General features: G+C 71.4%; 16 protein-coding genes. 9 read left to right on the top strand and 7 right to left on the bottom strand.

The genetic code is table 11. From position 1 onward, the window contains the following. The 6 genes from MCM47_RS34330 to MCM47_RS34305 form a co-directional block, all read right to left on the bottom strand. Nucleotides 1–197, bottom strand: a 197-nt coding sequence (locus tag MCM47_RS34330) for a hypothetical protein (RefSeq protein ID WP_238950759.1), incomplete at its 3' end; no start/stop codon positions are given. Nucleotides 198–249: 52 nt separating this feature from the next. Next, nucleotides 250–1083 (bottom strand): hypothetical protein, encoded by an 834-nt coding sequence (locus MCM47_RS34325; protein ID WP_238950755.1) that lies wholly within the window; start codon nucleotides 1081–1083, stop codon nucleotides 250–252. Nucleotides 1084–1086: 3 nt separating this feature from the next. Then, a complete protein-coding gene (locus MCM47_RS34320; RefSeq protein ID WP_238950753.1) occupies nucleotides 1087–1935 on the bottom strand; it encodes a hypothetical protein in 849 nt (282 codons plus the stop codon). Continuing rightward, nucleotides 1916–2761 (bottom strand): aldo/keto reductase, encoded by an 846-nt coding sequence (locus MCM47_RS34315; RefSeq protein WP_238950751.1) that lies wholly within the window; start codon nucleotides 2759–2761, stop codon nucleotides 1916–1918. The genes MCM47_RS34320 and MCM47_RS34315 overlap by 20 nt, the downstream gene beginning before the upstream one ends. Next, on the bottom strand, nucleotides 2758–3948 hold the full coding sequence (locus MCM47_RS34310) for a cupin domain-containing protein (RefSeq protein ID WP_238950749.1): 1191 nt from the start codon (nucleotides 3946–3948) through the stop codon (nucleotides 2758–2760). The genes MCM47_RS34315 and MCM47_RS34310 overlap by 4 nt, the downstream gene beginning before the upstream one ends. Nucleotides 3949–3961: 13 nt before the next feature. Beyond that, nucleotides 3962–4102 carry a hypothetical protein gene (locus MCM47_RS34305; protein WP_238950747.1) on the bottom strand — a complete coding sequence of 47 codons (141 nt, stop codon included), beginning with the start codon at nucleotides 4100–4102 and terminating at the stop codon, nucleotides 3962–3964. 253 nt (nucleotides 4103–4355) lie between these two features. On the opposite strand from MCM47_RS34305, the gene MCM47_RS34300 reads away from it, so the two are divergent. Continuing rightward, entirely contained in the window at nucleotides 4356–5393 is a 1038-nt protein-coding gene (locus MCM47_RS34300; RefSeq protein ID WP_238950744.1) for an NAD-dependent epimerase/dehydratase family protein, read from the top strand. Nucleotides 5394–5450: 57 nt separating this feature from the next. Here the strand turns inward: MCM47_RS34300 and MCM47_RS34295 are convergent, their stop codons facing one another. Next, the gene (locus MCM47_RS34295; RefSeq protein WP_238950742.1) at nucleotides 5451–6779 is read right to left on the bottom strand and encodes a DNA-binding protein; all 1329 of its coding nucleotides are present in this window, start codon (nucleotides 6777–6779) and stop codon (nucleotides 5451–5453) included. Between the two features lie 395 nt (nucleotides 6780–7174). Here MCM47_RS34295 and MCM47_RS34290 point away from each other — a divergent pair, with 395 nt between their 5' ends. The 8 genes from MCM47_RS34290 to MCM47_RS34255 all read left to right on the top strand — a co-directional run bounded on the left by MCM47_RS34290 (nucleotide 7175) and on the right by MCM47_RS34255 (nucleotide 16022). Beyond that, nucleotides 7175–8116, top strand: a complete 942-nt coding sequence (locus MCM47_RS34290) for a hypothetical protein (protein ID WP_238950740.1) — start codon at nucleotides 7175–7177, stop codon at nucleotides 8114–8116. Between the two features lie 70 nt (nucleotides 8117–8186). Continuing rightward, a complete protein-coding gene (locus tag MCM47_RS34285; protein WP_238950737.1) occupies nucleotides 8187–9680 on the top strand; it encodes an amino acid permease in 1494 nt (497 codons plus the stop codon). After that, the gene (locus MCM47_RS34280; RefSeq protein ID WP_238950734.1) at nucleotides 9677–11089 is read left to right on the top strand and encodes a glutamine synthetase family protein; all 1413 of its coding nucleotides are present in this window, start codon (nucleotides 9677–9679) and stop codon (nucleotides 11087–11089) included. The genes MCM47_RS34285 and MCM47_RS34280 overlap by 4 nt, the downstream gene beginning before the upstream one ends. A gap of 87 nt (nucleotides 11090–11176) precedes the next feature. Beyond that, a complete protein-coding gene (locus MCM47_RS34275; RefSeq protein ID WP_238950732.1) occupies nucleotides 11177–12706 on the top strand; it encodes a Mur ligase domain-containing protein in 1530 nt (509 codons plus the stop codon). Between the two features lie 33 nt (nucleotides 12707–12739). Further along, nucleotides 12740–13258 (top strand): LuxR C-terminal-related transcriptional regulator, encoded by a 519-nt coding sequence (locus MCM47_RS34270; RefSeq protein ID WP_238950730.1) that lies wholly within the window; start codon nucleotides 12740–12742, stop codon nucleotides 13256–13258. Next, on the top strand, nucleotides 13255–13494 hold the full coding sequence (locus MCM47_RS34265; RefSeq protein WP_238950727.1) for a hypothetical protein: 240 nt from the start codon (nucleotides 13255–13257) through the stop codon (nucleotides 13492–13494). The genes MCM47_RS34270 and MCM47_RS34265 overlap by 4 nt, the downstream gene beginning before the upstream one ends. A gap of 69 nt (nucleotides 13495–13563) precedes the next feature. Then, nucleotides 13564–14100: a nucleoside 2-deoxyribosyltransferase domain-containing protein gene (locus tag MCM47_RS34260; RefSeq protein ID WP_238950725.1), complete on the top strand. Its 537-nt coding sequence runs from the start codon at nucleotides 13564–13566 to the stop codon at nucleotides 14098–14100. A gap of 32 nt (nucleotides 14101–14132) precedes the next feature. Next, complete coding sequence (locus tag MCM47_RS34255) at nucleotides 14133–16022, top strand: glycoside hydrolase family 15 protein (protein WP_238950723.1); 1890 nt, start codon at nucleotides 14133–14135, stop codon at nucleotides 16020–16022. Nucleotides 16023–16132: the final 110 nt, after the last annotated feature.

Below are 16132 nucleotides of genomic sequence, written 5' to 3'. Positions count from 1 at the left end.
GACTGGGCCCGCGGGTTGTCGCCGTTGAGGTAGGCCGGTTCGATGACGTCCAGGACGGCGGCGTGCCACTCGGTGGCCGTGATCTCGCCCGCCTGGTAGGCGTCATCGATGGGTGCCAGATCGCTCCAACCTCGCTCCTTCGCGCTCGCGATGTCCTCGGCGTCGTGGCCGGCTGGACCGCGTGTGGAGGAATCCATGCGTGTTCCTTCCCTATTCGGTGACGTTGGCGCCTTGCCGACAGGTAGACGTTCAGTCCCCCTGAAGAGCGCGGATCAGTCGGGCGGCCTCCCGGTGCGCCGGCCCCATTCGCGGGTCGTCGTTCGGACCAGCGTGCCGTCCGACGATCTTCGCCAGCACGAAGAGCTGCATCACCATCCCAGCGCGGCTCTCAAGGTCTGCCCGGCGCTCCCGCCGCACCCGGTCCGCGAGCGCCGGCACGGCAAGGGAGGCAGCGTACAGCGACGCCGAGTCGAGTCCGCGAGGCGCCATACCCCAGTCCTCCCAGTCGAACATGCAGAACGCACGAGGGCCGGTGATGTTCGCCCAGTTCAGATCGGCGTGAGCAGGACACCACTGGTCCACCCGAGTTTCGCGTGCTCCCGGGAAGACGGCCTTGATGGTGTCGTCGACCAGCTGCTGCGTGATCCGTTCGGTGTCCGGAGCCGCGACCCGCGCCGTTCGTTGAAGGGCCAGCTCGGCCAGCGAGGCGTTCAGCGAGCGCCACCAATCGTCCGGCAGCCCCGGGTCGACGGACACCACCGCTGCTCCGATCGGGAGTTCGGGCAGCAGCGAGGTTTCGTCCGCGTGCCAGATCGCCCGGCCGTCAGGGTCCTGCCATGTCGCCGACCTGTACCAGCGTGGCATCGCCACGCCGGGCAACGCCGCTGCGGATTCGTATCCGTCCCAGCCCTGTTCTCGCGCCCGCGCCCAGGGGCGGCGTTCGACCCGGGCCCAGGTGCCGCGGTCGGTGCCGGCTCCGACCGTCCGGCGCTTACGCACCACTCTTCGCCGGTCCAGCCTCGTGCCGAGGCGCTGTTCCGCCTGGTCCAGGATGTGATCGACGGGCTCCTGCCGGAGGTCCATGGTCTACCGAGCAAGGCCGGCGTCGGTGCCCTGCGGCGGGGTGACACCGGTCAGCCCACGTGCCCGCTCGGCGAGGAGCTGGGCAAGTTCTGGGTAGTACCCGCGGTCAACGGCTTGGAGCATCTCCGCAATGGCGATGAGCTGCCCCACGCGGCCGGCCGGGGTGTCGAGGATGTCGGCGAACTCCGCACGGATACGGTCCGCGACGGCGGGCACGAGGAGGCTGCTGACCCACAGGACCGCCGGGTCGTAGCCCACCGGCACCTGACCCCAGCGCTCCCAGTCGAGGATCTTGAGCGGCTGGGCGGTCAGGTTGGCCCACTGGAGATCACCGTGCCCGGTGGTCCGCTCGATGTCGACCGGGGCCGGGATGCCGAGGTACCTCGGGAAGACCTCGTCAACCCACGCCTGGCGCAACGTGATCTTCGTGCCTGGTGCTTCCGCGATGCCGGCCAGCGCGGTTCGCAGCCCGGTCCACCAGCCGTCGTCAAGGCCGGGGTTGGCGCGGAGGTCCGGGGTCGAGGAGATCGCGGGACCGACCAGGTCGAAGACGTCGGCCTGGTAGAACCAGCCAGCCTCCGTCCAGTCCAGGGTGTCGTGGAGCCGGGGGCGCGGGACGGAGGCGGGGACGAGCTGTTCAGCGCCGAGGGCGCCCTGGCCGGTCGGCCGGGGCGCTCTGTGGCGGCTGCCTCTGGAGACCCGGAGCCAGACGTTCTCGGCCCGGCGGCCGACCGTGGTTCCAGAGGTGCCGAAGACCTGCGGTCCGGTGCACACCAGGCCGAGGAATCCGGCGGCCTTTTGGTGGGCTACCGCCAGGTCGTGCCGGGTGTCGTCATCCGGCTGAAAGGACATCGAGCACCGTCCTGAGTCGTGCGTCGCGGATCGGCTGGGCGAGAGCGGCCCGGGCATCCTCCCAGTGCTGGAGGGTGCTGGTCGAGGTGAGGACGACGTCCAGTGCCGGGCATGCCCCTACGACCTGGAACGCTGCGGTGTGCGGGGTCGATCCCGGCTGGACCAGGTTCACCAGTTCGGGTGTCATCAGATCCGGCAGTTCGCCTCCGTGCAGGGGTGCGGAGGCGAACGTCGTGATCCCGGCGTCGCGCGCGTGGACGAGCGGGCCGCCTCCGTCGAGGGCCTGGGCGATGGGGTCGGCCATGACGAGGCTGACGGGCATCTGCACGGCGGTGAGGTGGAGGTTCGCCGACCCGGCCGCCTCGGTGGCTAGAGCGATCAGTTCGGTGACGGTGAACGCCTCGTTGATGAAGCCGGCCCAGGTGGCGACGCCGTACCCCCCGATACGGCCGGCCTGCGCGAACTCCTCCAGCACGGCGAACGCGCCGCGGAGGTTGTGGTGCAGCTGCTGCCGGTCGTGGGCGGACCGTTCGGGGTTGTGGACGAAGACGACGTCGGCGCGGCCGAGCACGGAGAGCGAGTCCTCGGTCTGGGCGCGGACGTCGGCGGGGGCGAGGCTGTGGCGGCCGTCCGGGTAGAAGCCGGTCTTCGTCGTCACTTTGACGGTCGGGTGCTCGGCGAGCACGGGGGCCAGGTCGCGGTGCGCCCGGCCGTGACCGTAGTTGGGGGCGGTGTCGATCCACTTCGCGCCGACTGTGAGGGCGGTGCGCGCCGCTTCGCCGGCGGCGCGCACCCGGTAGGTCCCCAGGCCAAGCTCCGGGCTCACCGGCCGCCCCCGACCACGGCGAGGACCTGGCCCTGAACGAGGACGGTGAGGACGCTGGCCACGTCCTTGCCCTCCAGGCCAGCGGCTTCGGCGAGTTCTCCGATGCTGACCGGGTCTCCGGTCAGCAGGGTCTGCAGAATCGGCTCGACCCGCTCGGAGAAGTCCCACGCGGTTCCGGCTGCGGACAGGGTGACGGTCCGGGCGGTGGGGTCGCTGGTGAGTTCGGCGCGCGGGGCGGTGATCCGCACCTTGATCTCCGGATCCGCGGGGACGGTGTCCACGAAGGGCAGGGACGGAAGTGGTCGGCCGAAGTGGGTGGTGCCGGAGGCCGTGGCCCACCGGTCTATGAGGTCGGGGTCCGACAGCGCGGCGAGCACTGCAGCCCTCAGACCAGCCAGGTACCCGGCCTTCTCGTCCGCTCCGGCGTGGAGCGGCACGTCCTTCCGCACGGCGGGGCTCTCGTGCAGCTCGTCCACCAGCCAGCCCAGGAGCGTGGCGCCGGTCTGAGCGACGAGTCCGAAGGTGAGGTGCAGCGACTCGCTGCCCTGGTCAGCAGTGACGCTGTGCCACCAGCCGCGCGGCAGGTACAGGACGTCACCTGGGTGGAGGACGACATCCGCGACGGGCTCGCCCTCGGGTTCCTCCGGCGAGTCGACGTCGCGGAAGGTCGGGGCCTGCCGGGTCGGCTCCCACAGCCGCCAGCGCTTCGCCCCGTACTGCTGGACCACGATCACGTCGTGATCGTCCCAGTGCCGGCCGAAGCCCTCCTTCTCCGTCCAGGAAGCGTAGAGGTTGGTCTGCACGGGCGTGCCGATGAAGCGCTCCAACGCCTCGGCGGCGGCGCGGATCGGCGGGTGGATCTCGTCGATCGCGTCCACCACGAGCGAGGCGCCCTCGGCTAGCTGAGCGTGCAGTTGCGCGGGGTGCAGCCGGTTCCAGGTCACTCCGCGCCGGTTGGTCGCCGGCGTCGAGTACCGGCCGACGGGAACGGTCTGCCCGTCCACCGACAGCCGCAGCCGCGGCGGGTCGATGCGGTGGGTGGCGAGGATGGTGTTCAGATCGTCCCAGGACAGGAGGGGAGCGGTGTCGGTACCCTCGGCGGGGATCACGGCGTAGGAGCGGTGGAGCGCCTGGGTGAGGAACTGGTCCCCACCCAGGCGCACCGCCCACGAGGCGGTCTCATGCATCGTGGGCGGTCTCTCAGGTGTCGTTCTGGTCGGACTTGCCGCCCGTGTTGTCGGACGGCACGTCGGCCCGCGAACGCGCGGCCCGGATGTTGCGGATGCCGACCAGCAGGCCGCCCTCCTCCTCCGGCTGTACCGAGGGTGCGGTGCTCTCCATCGGATCTCCTCTCCCCTTGGCGCTGTTCGGTCCTCCGGGGCACCGGAGGAAGTCGCAGCGGGTGAGCGGCCAAGTCTTCCGAGCAGCGGCTGACAGGACCATGGCGTCCGGCTGTCATCTGGCGAGCGAATTCGCACACGGGTGCCATCGAGGTGTCATCTTGGCCACGATCACGGCCGTGAGCTGTGGCTTCTTGGACTGAGCGCTCCGGCGGGGTGGCCAGCGGGCATCGGTTCTGGGCAGGATGCCGGGCATGGAAATCTTGGTGGTCGGCGGAGGCTGGTTTCTGGGCAAGGCCGTGGTGGAGGAGGCGCTCAGGCGCGGCTGGAGTGTTACGACGTTCAACCGGGGGCGGTCGGGAGTCGTCCTGCCCGGCGTTCGACAGGTGCTGGGAGACCGGACGTCGGTCGAGGACTTGGCCCGGCTGGCTGCGAAGGGTCCGTGGGACGCGGTGATCGACACCTCGGCCGGCGAGCAGCCTCCGAAGGTAGTACTCGCGGGAGCGAGGGCGCTGGAGAGCGCCACCGACCGCTATGTCTACGTCTCGACGGTGTCGGTGTACGCGGGGTGGCCGGACCACCCGCTGAAGGTCGGCGACCCCCTCATGGACGGGCCTGCCGACGCCGGGAGCGACTACGGCCGGAACCCGGAGGGTTGGCTGGGCCCCGATCTCCACTACGGCCGTCAGAAGGCCGGCGGCGAGCGGGCCGTGGTCGAGACCTTCGGCTCCGACCGGTCGTGGCTGCTTCGGCCTGGGGTGATCCTTGGCCCGGGCGAGTACGTCGGCCGGCTCCCGTGGTGGCTTCGGCGGGCCGAGCAGGGCGGCGAGATTCTCGCCCCCGGCAGTGCGGGCAAGACCATCCAGCCGGTCGACGTGCGCGATGTCGCACGCTTCGCCGTCGATGCCGCCGAGCGGCCCGGTGGAGGGGTCCACAACGTGACCGCGCCGATCGGCCGGGACACGATGGGCAGCTTCCTCCAGGCGTGCCTGGACGTGACGGGAAACCGGGGTGAACTGCGCTGGGTACCGGACGGGGTGCTGCTGGAGCACAAAGTGCGGCAGTGGACGGAGCTGCCGTTGTGGCGGACCAACGAGGGCGTCTGGCTGGTCGACTCCGAATCCGCCTACGCGGCTGGCTTCACCTGCCGCTCTCTGGAGGAGACGGTACGGGACACCTGGGAGTGGCTCCAGGCCGGCAACGCACCGGTCCCACACCCCCGCGCGTCTGCCCACGGAATCGACCCCGCGCGGGAACAGGAGATCCTGGCCGCCGCCAGCGCTCGACACTGACCGGGTTGATGTGGGTGGGTGGACCAGAGGTCACCCACCCACACCGGCTGAGGTGACCTACTCGATCGCCAGTCGTGAGATGCTGCCGCCGATCTGCCTCGGGGCAGCGACCCGGGTGTATTCCTCGAGCGCCTCCTTGAGCGCGATGGCACCGGGCGAGGTCCTGACCGGCTCCGTAGTGAGCAGTCGGCCGACATGAACGACTCGCTCGACCAGACCCGCAGCCCGGCGCTCAGGGGCGAGCGCCCTAATGGGCTCCAGGACCTCGGCGGCCTCGTCCAGCTCGCTGCCGAGAATCAGGGCTGCCGCGAGATCCGCGCGGGCCTCCGCCTCGATCCGGGGAAGCCGCTGGGCCTCGGGCAGGGCGGCCTGCAGCTCCAGCACACGCCTCGCGTGCTCCTGGGCACCGGCTCCGTCGCGGAGGAGCAGGAACGTCGTGCCGTGCGAGCGCGAGATCCGCTCGGGGCCGTGGAGGAACTCGCCGGCGACCTCGTCGTGGAGGTCGTCCACCTCTGCGGGGTCGAGGTCGAGTGCGCGCTCGACCGCGGCCGTCGCCCGCTGCCGGTCGCCGAGGTGCCCGTAGGCCCTGGCCTCGATGGCGGCGATGCGGGTCCGGCCGGCCGCGCCGACACCGGTGAATGAGTTGGCTTGGCGGATGAAGCGGATCGCCTCGCTGGGGCGGCCCTCCCAGTAGGCAAGCATGCCGAGCGTGCCGGCCGCGAATGCGGCCAGGGGGTTGAAGCGGGTGGCTTCGGCGTACATGCCGGCAGACCGGGCGAGCCGGGTCGCTTCGCCCAGGGAGCCGAGGTCGAATGCCGTCATGGCGAGCAGGGCCGTCGTCTGGCCGATCACGATCAGCAGTTGCTGCCGCTGCTCGGGGATATGGGTGCGGTCCAGGAGCTCCTCGGCATCTGCCCGAAGCTGCCGGGCTTCGCGGAGCACGTCGAACGGCGGCCGATTGTTGTAGGTGCGGGCGAGTCGGCGCACGTCTTCCTGGACCTGTTCTATGGACAGGTCGGAGAGGAAGGCGGACGCAACGGAAGCGGCGTGGTCGGATGCTTCGCGTGCGGTCATCGCGAGTTCTCTTTCAAGGTCTTGCCGGGATAGTGCGGTCGGGTCTCCCTCTCGGGGCGGGGCGAGGAGTTCGGCGATCGACCTGTTGTCGAACAGGTGCTGGATCGTCTGTACGAACACCCCTGTCGGCCGGCTGACCGTCCCCGCGACCCAGCGCCGGAACGTCGACTCGGACATGTCCAGGTTGCGGAACCGCGGGTCCTTGAGGTTGCGCGCCAGCTCGTTCCCGGCGCTCCTGAACTCCCTTAGGAAGTCCGGGAATTCCCATCCTTCCTTCTCGATCAGGGCACCCAGTAGCGTCCTGTTCGCCATATCGTGGCCTCCGCCCCCGTGGTCTCAACCTGGCCCGACCGCGAACTGCGCGGGGAGAGCCTGGCTCAAGCAATACCCGACAAGGAGCCTCTCCACAGCGCGATCTGACGAGATGACTCCTCGATGACGTGTTGCTGACTTCGCCATGCGACAGATGACACCTGGCTGTCGTGGCGCTGCTCTGGCCAAGGCGAGACAGTGAGTCGCCGATCACTGAAACGCAGTTGCGAGGTGATCCGGTCAGCCCCGTCTGCCTGCTCAACCGAAGGTGTCTCCGGCTACCTACTGGCCGCCCTGCCCACGGCTTCGGTTGTCCGGTCAGGCGGGACGGCATCCGACAGACCACGAAGGGGGAACCGGTCATGCCATCAGCGCCTACGGCTGACGATCAGCTCGTGCAACACCCCGCTGGTCACGACGGTGAACTGCGGTCCGCAGTAGAAGAATTGCGGCAGGGACAGTGGTGGTCGACGCGCACGCTTCTGGCTCGCTCTTGGGGTGACCCCGGCTTGTGGGCGTCGCGCACCCAGGTCTTCGGCGCGGTGGCCGGCCACAACGACGTCCTGCACCACTGGGGCGCCGAGGAGCCTGCCGCGTTCGGCCTGACGACGCTGCGAGCCCGCGTGGCTGTCGATCAGGCTCTGCTGGTCGGCCAGCGGCAGCCGGACTCGCGCGACGCCCTGGCGCTCGAAGGCGGTGCCCGGCAGTGGTGCTGGCTGGCGGCTTCAGTGCTCGGGGGCGATCCAGTGCCGTGGCTTGGGCTGCTCACCCTCGCGCAGCTGGATCTCAAACAGGCTCGTCTCGAACACAAGGTTCCGGCTCCGGACCTGATGCTCCCGGTCGGTCCTTGGGGGCTGTTCGACCAGGCTCGCCGGACCGACCCGTGGGGGCGGGAGGTGTTTCATCGGATGCTCCGCTTCTGGCTGGCCCGCGGTGAGGTTGGCCCGGCAACAGAGTTCCTGGCCACCTACCTGCCCGGCGCACCAGGCGGTTCCGCCCTCCACGCGCTACCGCTGTACCTGTACGTCGACCGCTACCGCCGCGCCGAGCGCAAGGAGGCCGTCCAGCTGCAATGGACGGACGATGAGACGGTCCGCGACACGGTGCTACGCGCCTTCGGCCACTGGCAGGCTGCCCGCGAACGGGGCACTCGGTGGCCGGTTACGGATGAGAGCCACCTCGCCCACGCGCTCTGGGCCAGTCGCCAACGTCGTGAGGCCGCCGAGGTCTTCGCCGCGATGGCCCCGTTCATCTCCGCTCAGCCCTGGCAGAACCTGACGGACCGGCCCAGCGAGCTGCTGCGGCAAGCAATGGCCCAGTCCTACGCCGCCGGCTGACCACCGTCGACCGGTCTTCCGCCCGGTGCCGTACCGGGCCCACTACCCGACTTCCCCTGGGGGTTTCGCCATGTCCTGGCCTCAGCGCACCGCGTCCGGACCCGAGGACCAGCATCTTCGGTCATTGGGCTACGAGCCCGAACTCGTCCGCCGGATGGGCGGGTTCGGCAACTTCGCCGTCTCCTTCTCTGTGATCAGCGTCCTGTCCGGGTGCATGACCCTGTTCGGGTTCGGGCTGGTGACCGGCGGCCCGGCGGTGATGATGTGGGGCTGGGTCGCCGTCGGCCTGGCCGTGCTGCTGGTCGGCGCGGCGCTCGCCGAGGTCACCAGCGCCTACCCCACCTCCGGCGGCCTCTACTACATGGCCCAGCGGCTCGGCGGTCCGCGGTGGGGCTGGACGACCGGCTGGTTGAACCTCCTCGGGTTGTTGGGCGGGATCGCCGGCATCGACTACGGCGCCGCCAGCTTCATTGCCGCGTTCGCCGGGCTGCAGTGGGGGGTCGCCCCGACGCCGGGCCTGATCCTGACGATTTTCGCGGGCGTCCTGGTGCTGCACGCCCTGCTGAACGTTGTCGGGGTCCGCGTCGTGAGCCTGCTCAACAGCGTCTCAGTTTGGTGGCACCTTCTGGGCGTCGCCCTGATCGTCACCGTGCTCACCGTCGTCCCCTCCCACCACCAGTCCCTGTCCTGGGTGTTCGCGCACTTCGAGAACGGAACCGGCTGGACGAACCCCCTCTACGTCTCGGCGATCGGTCTGCTGCTGGGCGGCTACACGTTCTGCGGCTACGACGCCTCCGCGCACCTGTCGGAGGAGACGAAGGACGCCCGGGTCGCCGCGCCGCGCGGCATCGTCCGCTCGATCTACGTCTCCTTGCTCGCGGGGTTCGTGCTGCTGGCCGGACTGCTGTTCGCCGTCCAGGACTACGCCGGCGTGTCCGGCGCAGCCGTGCCGCCCGCCCAGATCTTCCTGGACGCGGTCGGGACGACCGGCGCGAAGCTGCTGCTGCTCGTCGTGATCGGTGCCCAACTGTTCTGCGGCAGCGCGGAGACCACCGCCGCGTCGCGCATGATCTACGCCTTCTCGCGGGACGGTGCGCTGCCCGGCTCGGCGACGTGGCGCCGGGTCTCGGCAGGCGGCGTGCCGGTTCCCGCCGTGTGGCTGGCGGTGTCGGTGGCCTTCGTCCTGGCCGTCCCCTCGCTCTGGTCTCCGGTCGCCTACGGCGCGGTGACGGCTGTGAACGTCATCGGGATGAACCCCTCGTACATCATCCCGGTCTACCTGCGGCTGCGGCAGGGCAGCCGGTTCGTCCCCGGGCCGTGGAACCTGGGCCGGTGGAGCAGGCCGATCGGGATCGCCGCTGTGGTGTGGGTGGTGATCTTGACGGTGCTGGTGTGCCTGCCGCAGCGCGCCCCCGTGACCATCGAGACGTTCAACTACGCGCCCGTCACCCTCGCGGTGGTCCTCGTGCTGGCGTGGGCGTGGTGGAAGCTGGCCGGCAACAAGTTCTCCGTGCCGGTGGTGGAGGACCCGCACCTGGCCCGGGTCGAGGCGCAGATCGTATGAGGGCGACGATGCGGGCCGCCCGCTCCCGTGCGGCCAAGTCCCGGACGGTGGCGCTCTCGTCGACCGGGCCGCTGGAGCATCTGATCTCCGCTTTCGGCATCGACACGGTGCTGCTGGCGACGGTCGATGCGCAGGGCCGGCTCAAGGGCAAGGAGTACGACGCGGCCCAGCTGGTGGAGCGGCTGCGGTCGGGGGCGCTGTCCCCGGAGATGTGCGGGTACGTGCTCGGCACCGACCTGGGGATGACCCCGGCGGTCAGCGGTCCGTTCTCCTGGCAGTCCGGGTTCGGTGACGTCGCTCTGCTGCCCGACACCCGGCGGGCCCGGGTGTTGCCGTGGCTGCCGGGCACCGCTCTGGTGCTCGCCGAGCCGATCAGCCATGGCTACCCGCACCCGCTGGCTCCGGGCACGGTGCTGGCCGAGCAGCTGCACCGGCTCGCCGGGCTCGGTGTGGTTCCGGCGGTGGGGATCGAGACGGAGTTCGTGCTCTACGAGGGCACCGCCCGGGACTCGGCGGCGGTCGGCTGGCGGGGACTTCGCCCCGCAGCCCGGGACAACCGTGACTACGCCCTCGACCAGCCGTCCACGGTGCGGGATTTCGGACGCCGGCTCCGCCAGGTCCTGGCCGCCGCCGGCATGCCGGTCGAGGCCGTCAAGGGCGAAGGCGCCCCCGGTCAGATCGAGGTGACCTTCCCGTACGGGGAGGCGGTGGCGGCGTGCGAGCAGCACGTGCTGTTCAAGCACGCCGCGAAGACGGTCGCCGAGGACGCCGGGTTGATGGCGTCGTTCATGGCGGCCCCGTCCACCGACGTCGGCAGCGGCCTGCATCTGCACGTGTCGCTGGCCGACTTCGACAACCGGCCGGTGCTGGCCGCCGACCCGCAGTACGGGACCGAACTGTCGGAGCTGGGCGAGCAGGCGGTGGCCGGGCTGCTGACGGTACTGCCGGAGGTCGCGCCGATGTGGGCGCCGTACGTGAACAGCTACAAGCGCCTGCAGCCGCACTCCTTCGCGCCGGCCCGGCTTGCCTGGGGCTGGGACAACCGGACGTGCGCGGTGCGGGTGGTCGGCCACGGCCGCAGCCTGCGGCTGGAGGTGCGGCTGCCGGGCGCGGACGCCAACCCGATGCTCGCCCTGGCCGCGGTGTTCGCCGGCATCCGGCACGGCATCGAGGCCGGCCTCAAGCCCCCGCAGCCCACCGTCGGCGACGCCTACGAGCAGCGGGATGTGCCGCTGGTGCCGCAGTCGCTGGATGAGGCCGTCGCCGCGTTCGAGGCCAGCACGCTGGCCGGTGCGCTGCTGGAGGAACGGGTGGTTGCGCACCTGGCCCGGATCGCCCGCATGGACCTGGACCACCACGCCCGTGTGGTCACCGACGCCGAGGTCGAGCGCGGTCTCGTCCAGGCATGAGCCCCGGGCCGGTCGCGGGTCGAATCCCCCTCCTCGCGCCCGGCCCGGACCCAACCCCCACACCCTGCTTCCCTGTTGGAGAACATCATGGACACCACCACCCGCCCCGAGACCGTTGTCGGCACCCAGGCGCTTCCGGTCGTGCCCGGTCTGTTGGCGGCCGTGCACCTGGTCGACGTCGCCGCCCCCGGCATGGAGGGCCTGGCCCGGTGGCTGGCCGAGGCGGGAGCCGACGTCACCGGCAGCATCCGCGAGGCCGACCAGCACAGCCCCGTCGTCGCCGCTCTCGAAGCGGCGGGCGTGCGGGTCCTCGTCGGGTTCGAGGCCGGGCACGTCCGCACCGACCGTACGGCGGTGGTGTGGTCGGGCGTCGTCGCCGGGCCGCACCCCGAGCTGGACCGCGCCCAGGTGCTGCGGCTGCCGATCCTTCCACGTGCCCTCGCGCTCAAGGCCATCTCAGTCCAGGCCGCCTCCGGGGCGGTGGCCGTGGGGGGCAGTCACAGCACCGCGACCGCGGCAGCCGCCCTCGCTCACGTCCTCGACGACGGGCAGACGGGCTGGGTGCTGACCGCGCCGGCCCGCGACGGCGTGGCCGGGCACGCGGGCGGCGGCAGCCGGATCGTCGTGGATCTGTGCCCGGACGCCGGCACCCACGAGGCCGCTCCGCCCGCTGCCTGGCAGCACCGCCCCGCCCCGCACTTCCTTCACACCGAGCCCAAGTTCACCGCCGCGCTGATCCTCGCCACCAGCGCCAACGCGCCGCACTTCGAGGACAACATCGCCGGGCTCGACGCCGCCGAACGGCTCGCCCGAACCGCGAGCGTGGTCGTCCTGCCGACCTGGGACACCAGCGTGGCGAACCTGCGCGAACGCCTCGGCGACCGTCCCGTTCCCGGCCAGCGGGTCGTCACCGTCGGCACCGACCCCGCCTCCACCGTGTGGATCATGACGCCGCGCTGGACGGGCGAGGACTTCCGCGTCGTCCTGCGCTACCAGGAGAGGGACCACGCCTTCGTCCTCCCGGTGGCCGGCCGCCACCACGCGCTGGCGTTGTGCGCGGCCATCGCCACCGCCCTAGTCCTCGGCGAGGAGCCGCAGGCCGTCGCCGATCGCGCCGCCTCCTTCCGCGGGGTGGAGCGCTCGCTGTCCACGGTCGGCTCGTACCGCGGCATCGCGGTGGTCGACTCCCGGGCCCGGCATCCGCGCGAGGTCGCCCAGGACGTGGAGGCCGCCCGGATGCTCACCGAGGGCTCCCTGCTCGTCGTCCTGGAGCCGGACGGCATCGCCCGCACCAGCGAGCACGCGGCCGACCTCGGCGCCGCGCTCAAGGGCGTGGACCACGCGCTGCTGCTGCCGGTCAGCACCACGCTGGTCCGCCACACCGTGCCCGACCCGCTGGACGTCGTCGAGCAGGCCGCCCGCCGCATGCTCGGCGACGGCAAGGTCCAGCGCGCCCGCTCGGGACCGTGCGAGCCCGGCCCCGAGCAGCGCATCGGCGAGCTGGCCGCCGAGGGCGACCTGGTGCTGGTCGTCGGTACCGGGCAGGCCGAGCGGTTCGGAGCACGTCTGCTGTTCCACCTGGCGGCACCGGCTGCGCCGATCCCGCAGCACCTGTGAAGCCGTCCGAACCACCCTGTTGGAGAAGCCGCTGTGCTCACCGCCCCCTTGCCCGCCCTCGCTGCCGCCGAGCTTCGGCTGATCGTCCTGGCCGCCGCCGGAGCCAGCTTCGAGCAGATCGCCGCCGACCCCGAGACGCGGCTGCGCCTGGATGACGTCCGCAGCGCGATCGAGGCGGTCCTCGTAACGACCGGCACCCGCACCCTGCTCCAGCTCGCCGCCTGGGCCACCGCCCACCGGATCGTCACCCAGCCCGTGCACCCCAGCGGGGCACTGGCCATCAAGCCCTCCCTCGCCCCTCGACTGTCGCAGATCCTCCGCGGCTGGGCGGGCGGTCGCAGCACCCCGGAGCTGACCGCCGACTTCGGCATCTCCCCGACGACGATGCGCACCTACACCAAGACCCTCCTCACCACGCTGAACGTCGACTCCCCACCCCAGGCCGTCGTCGTCGGTGTCCTCGCCGAGCTGGTGCTGCTGAGCGACATCGACCCCACGTGGCCGGCCGAACCGCTCGCCCGCACCGCCGGGACGAAGAGCGCGGCACCGTGAGCGCCCGGCCGAAACCTGGGCGGATCGCCCTCGCCGTGCTGTGCTTCCTGCTCGGCGTCCTCGTCGGCGGCTGCGCGATCTACCTGCTGGAGCACCTCACCGAGATCGGCCAGCCCATCTACCTCGGCATCTTCGCCGCAGCCGCCCTGACCACCCTCGGCGTCGCCGACCGCCTGGTCAACCACCGCGCACCCTCGCAGAACTCCCGCCGATCCGGCACCCGCCGCACCGGCTGAACTTCACCCCGCTCCACCCCATGGCGGCCGTTCGGGCCAGGGCCGCACCCCTTCGACCACAGAGAGCCGATGTCCTCACCACCCGTCCACCACCGGGGCACCGCCCTCGGCAGTGCCCTCACCATCGTGTCCCTGCGCTACATCGAGGCCCCGGAGCCGTACGAGCCGGACGCTCTGCCGTCGGTGTTCCTCGCCGGTGCGACCGTCGGCTGCCCGGACTGGCAGTGGGAGGCGGTCGAGTTGCTGGCGAGCGCCGGCTTCGAGGGCACCGTCCTCAATCCCCGCCCCTCCCGCAACCGGGCCACCGACCCCTACGCCGCGTGGGCACCCTTCGGCTGGCAGGACCGCAACATCCGCCGCACCAGCGCCGTCCTGTTCTGGAACCCGATCGGCCACGTGCGCGTGCACGACTGCTACGAGGCCGGCCTGTTCTCCCCGTACGGCGGGACGGTGGTCGTCGGCTGCGACCCGGCCGACCCCGTCCAGCAGGCCAACCGCGTCCTGCTCTCCAGCCTCATGCCGTGGCTGCCCGTAGCGGACACGCTCGCCGACACCGTCGCCGCCGCCCTCACCGCGCTCGCCACCCCGACCACCGTCCGCGGCTGACCACCACCCCTCCCACCCACGTCAGGACCTCCATGCTCCGCGCCCCTGCCCCGTTCCGGATCGAGGACCTCGCCCTCCTCGGCAACACGCGCTCCGCCGCGCTGGTTCGCCCGGACGGCGCCATTAACTGGGCCTGTATGCCCGACTTCGACTCCCCGGCCGTCTTCGCCTCGATGCTCGGCGGCGAGGAGCACGGCTTCTGGCGCGTCGGCCCGGCCGTCTACGACGGCTCCCCGCCACCGGCCGCCGACCGCCGCCAGTACCTGGGCGACACCATGATCCTGCGCCAGGAGTGGGACACCGACACCGGCACCCTCGCGATCACCGACTTCATGCCCGCCCCCGACGTCACCGACAACGCCGAACCGCAGATCATCCGGATCGTCGAGTGCGTTAGCGGCGTGGTTCGCGTCGCCTCCGTCTTCCGCCCCCGCACCGACTACGGCGCCACGCTGCCGACCATCCAGCGCTTCAACCACGGCACCCCGCGCCTGTCGGCGACCACCTACCCGCACTCGTACTGGCTCGACGGCCCCTCCCACACCGTCAACCGCGACGGGGTGTGCCGGGCCGACCTCTCCCTCCACGCGCACCAGAGCATCACGCTCTCACTCACCTGGAAGCCCTCCAACAGGCCAGCGCCCATCCCACCGGACGCCTTCGCCGAGCTGGACGCGACCGTGGAGTACTGGGACCAGTGGGCGCGCGGGTGCACCTACCGCGGCCCCTACCGCGATGCCGTAGTGCGCTCCGCCCTCACCCTCAAGGCAACGTGCCACCCGGGCGGCGGCGTCGTCGCCGCGCCCACCACCTCCCTGCCCGAGCAGCTCGGCGGCGAGCGGCAGTGGGACTACCGGTTCGTGTGGCTGCGCGACAGCGCGCTGACCATCGCCGCCCTGATCCGGCTCGGACAGCTGGAGGAGGCCCGGCGCTGGCGGAGCTGGCTCATCGACACGGTCACCCCCGTGCGCCTCCAGCCGATCTACCGCCTCAACGGCGACGCCGACCTCGACGAGGAAGTCCTGGACCACCTGCCCGGATACGAGGAATCCCGGCCGGTGCGGATCGGCAACGGCGCCGCCGGCCAGCTCCAGCTCGACGTCTTCGGCGAACTCGCCGACACCCTGCTGCTCGCCGAGGACACGGGCTTGCCGGCGGACCCGAAGATCGACGCCCTGCTCCTCGCCCTGATCACGCAGCTGGAGCTGCGCTGGAAGGAGCCGGACGAGGGCATCTGGGAAATCCGCGGCGAGGCGCGGCACTTCACCCACTCCAAGGTCATGTGCTGGGTCGCCGTGGACCGCACCCTGCGGCTGCTGGAACGCCGGCCCGACGCCGACCCGGCCGTCCTGGTGCGCCTCGCCGTGCTGCGTGAGGAGATTCATCACGATGTCTGCACCCGCGGCGTCGACCCCGAGCGCGGGGTGTTCACCCAGTACTACGGCGGCGAGGACCTCGACGCCTCCCTGCTACTGATCTCCCAGGTCGGCTTCCTGCCTGCCGACGATCAGCGCGTCATCGCCACCGTCGAGGCCATCCAGCACCACCTCACCGAGTACGGTCTGGTGCTGCGCTACGCCACCCGCGAGGAGCCCGGCACCAACGTCGACGGCCTCGCCGGCCACGAGGGTGCCTTCCTCGCCTGCTCGTTCTGGCTCGCCGAGGGCCTCGCCGCTATCGGCCGCTACGGCCAGGCCACCGGGCTGTTCGACCGGCTCCTCGCCCTGCGCAGCGACCTCGGCCTGCTCGCCGAGGAGTACGACCCCCTCGCGAGGCGCCAGCTCGGGAACTACCCGCAGGCGTTCTCGCACTGGGCCTTGGCCGATGCCGCCGTCCGACTCTGGTCCCGGGCGGGCCGGTCCAACCCGTCCCGCCCTCGTGCCGCCGTCGAGCAGGCGGTGCCGGCCGCCGTGGTCGCGTAGTGAGCGGGGGCGAGGTGCACAGGACCGCTTGCGGCTCCGGGGCGGGGGTCGCCGTCCGGGCCGGGCACATCACCGCAGGCATACATCTCCACCCGGGCCCGCCCTTGGCG

Origin of the sequence: Kitasatospora sp. A2-31, from assembly GCF_022288725.1 — a bacterium.
Taxonomy (GTDB): domain Bacteria; phylum Actinomycetota; class Actinomycetes; order Streptomycetales; family Streptomycetaceae; genus Kitasatospora.
Note: the sequence above shows the minus strand (reverse complement) of the source record. Positions and strands in the feature narration are given on the sequence as shown.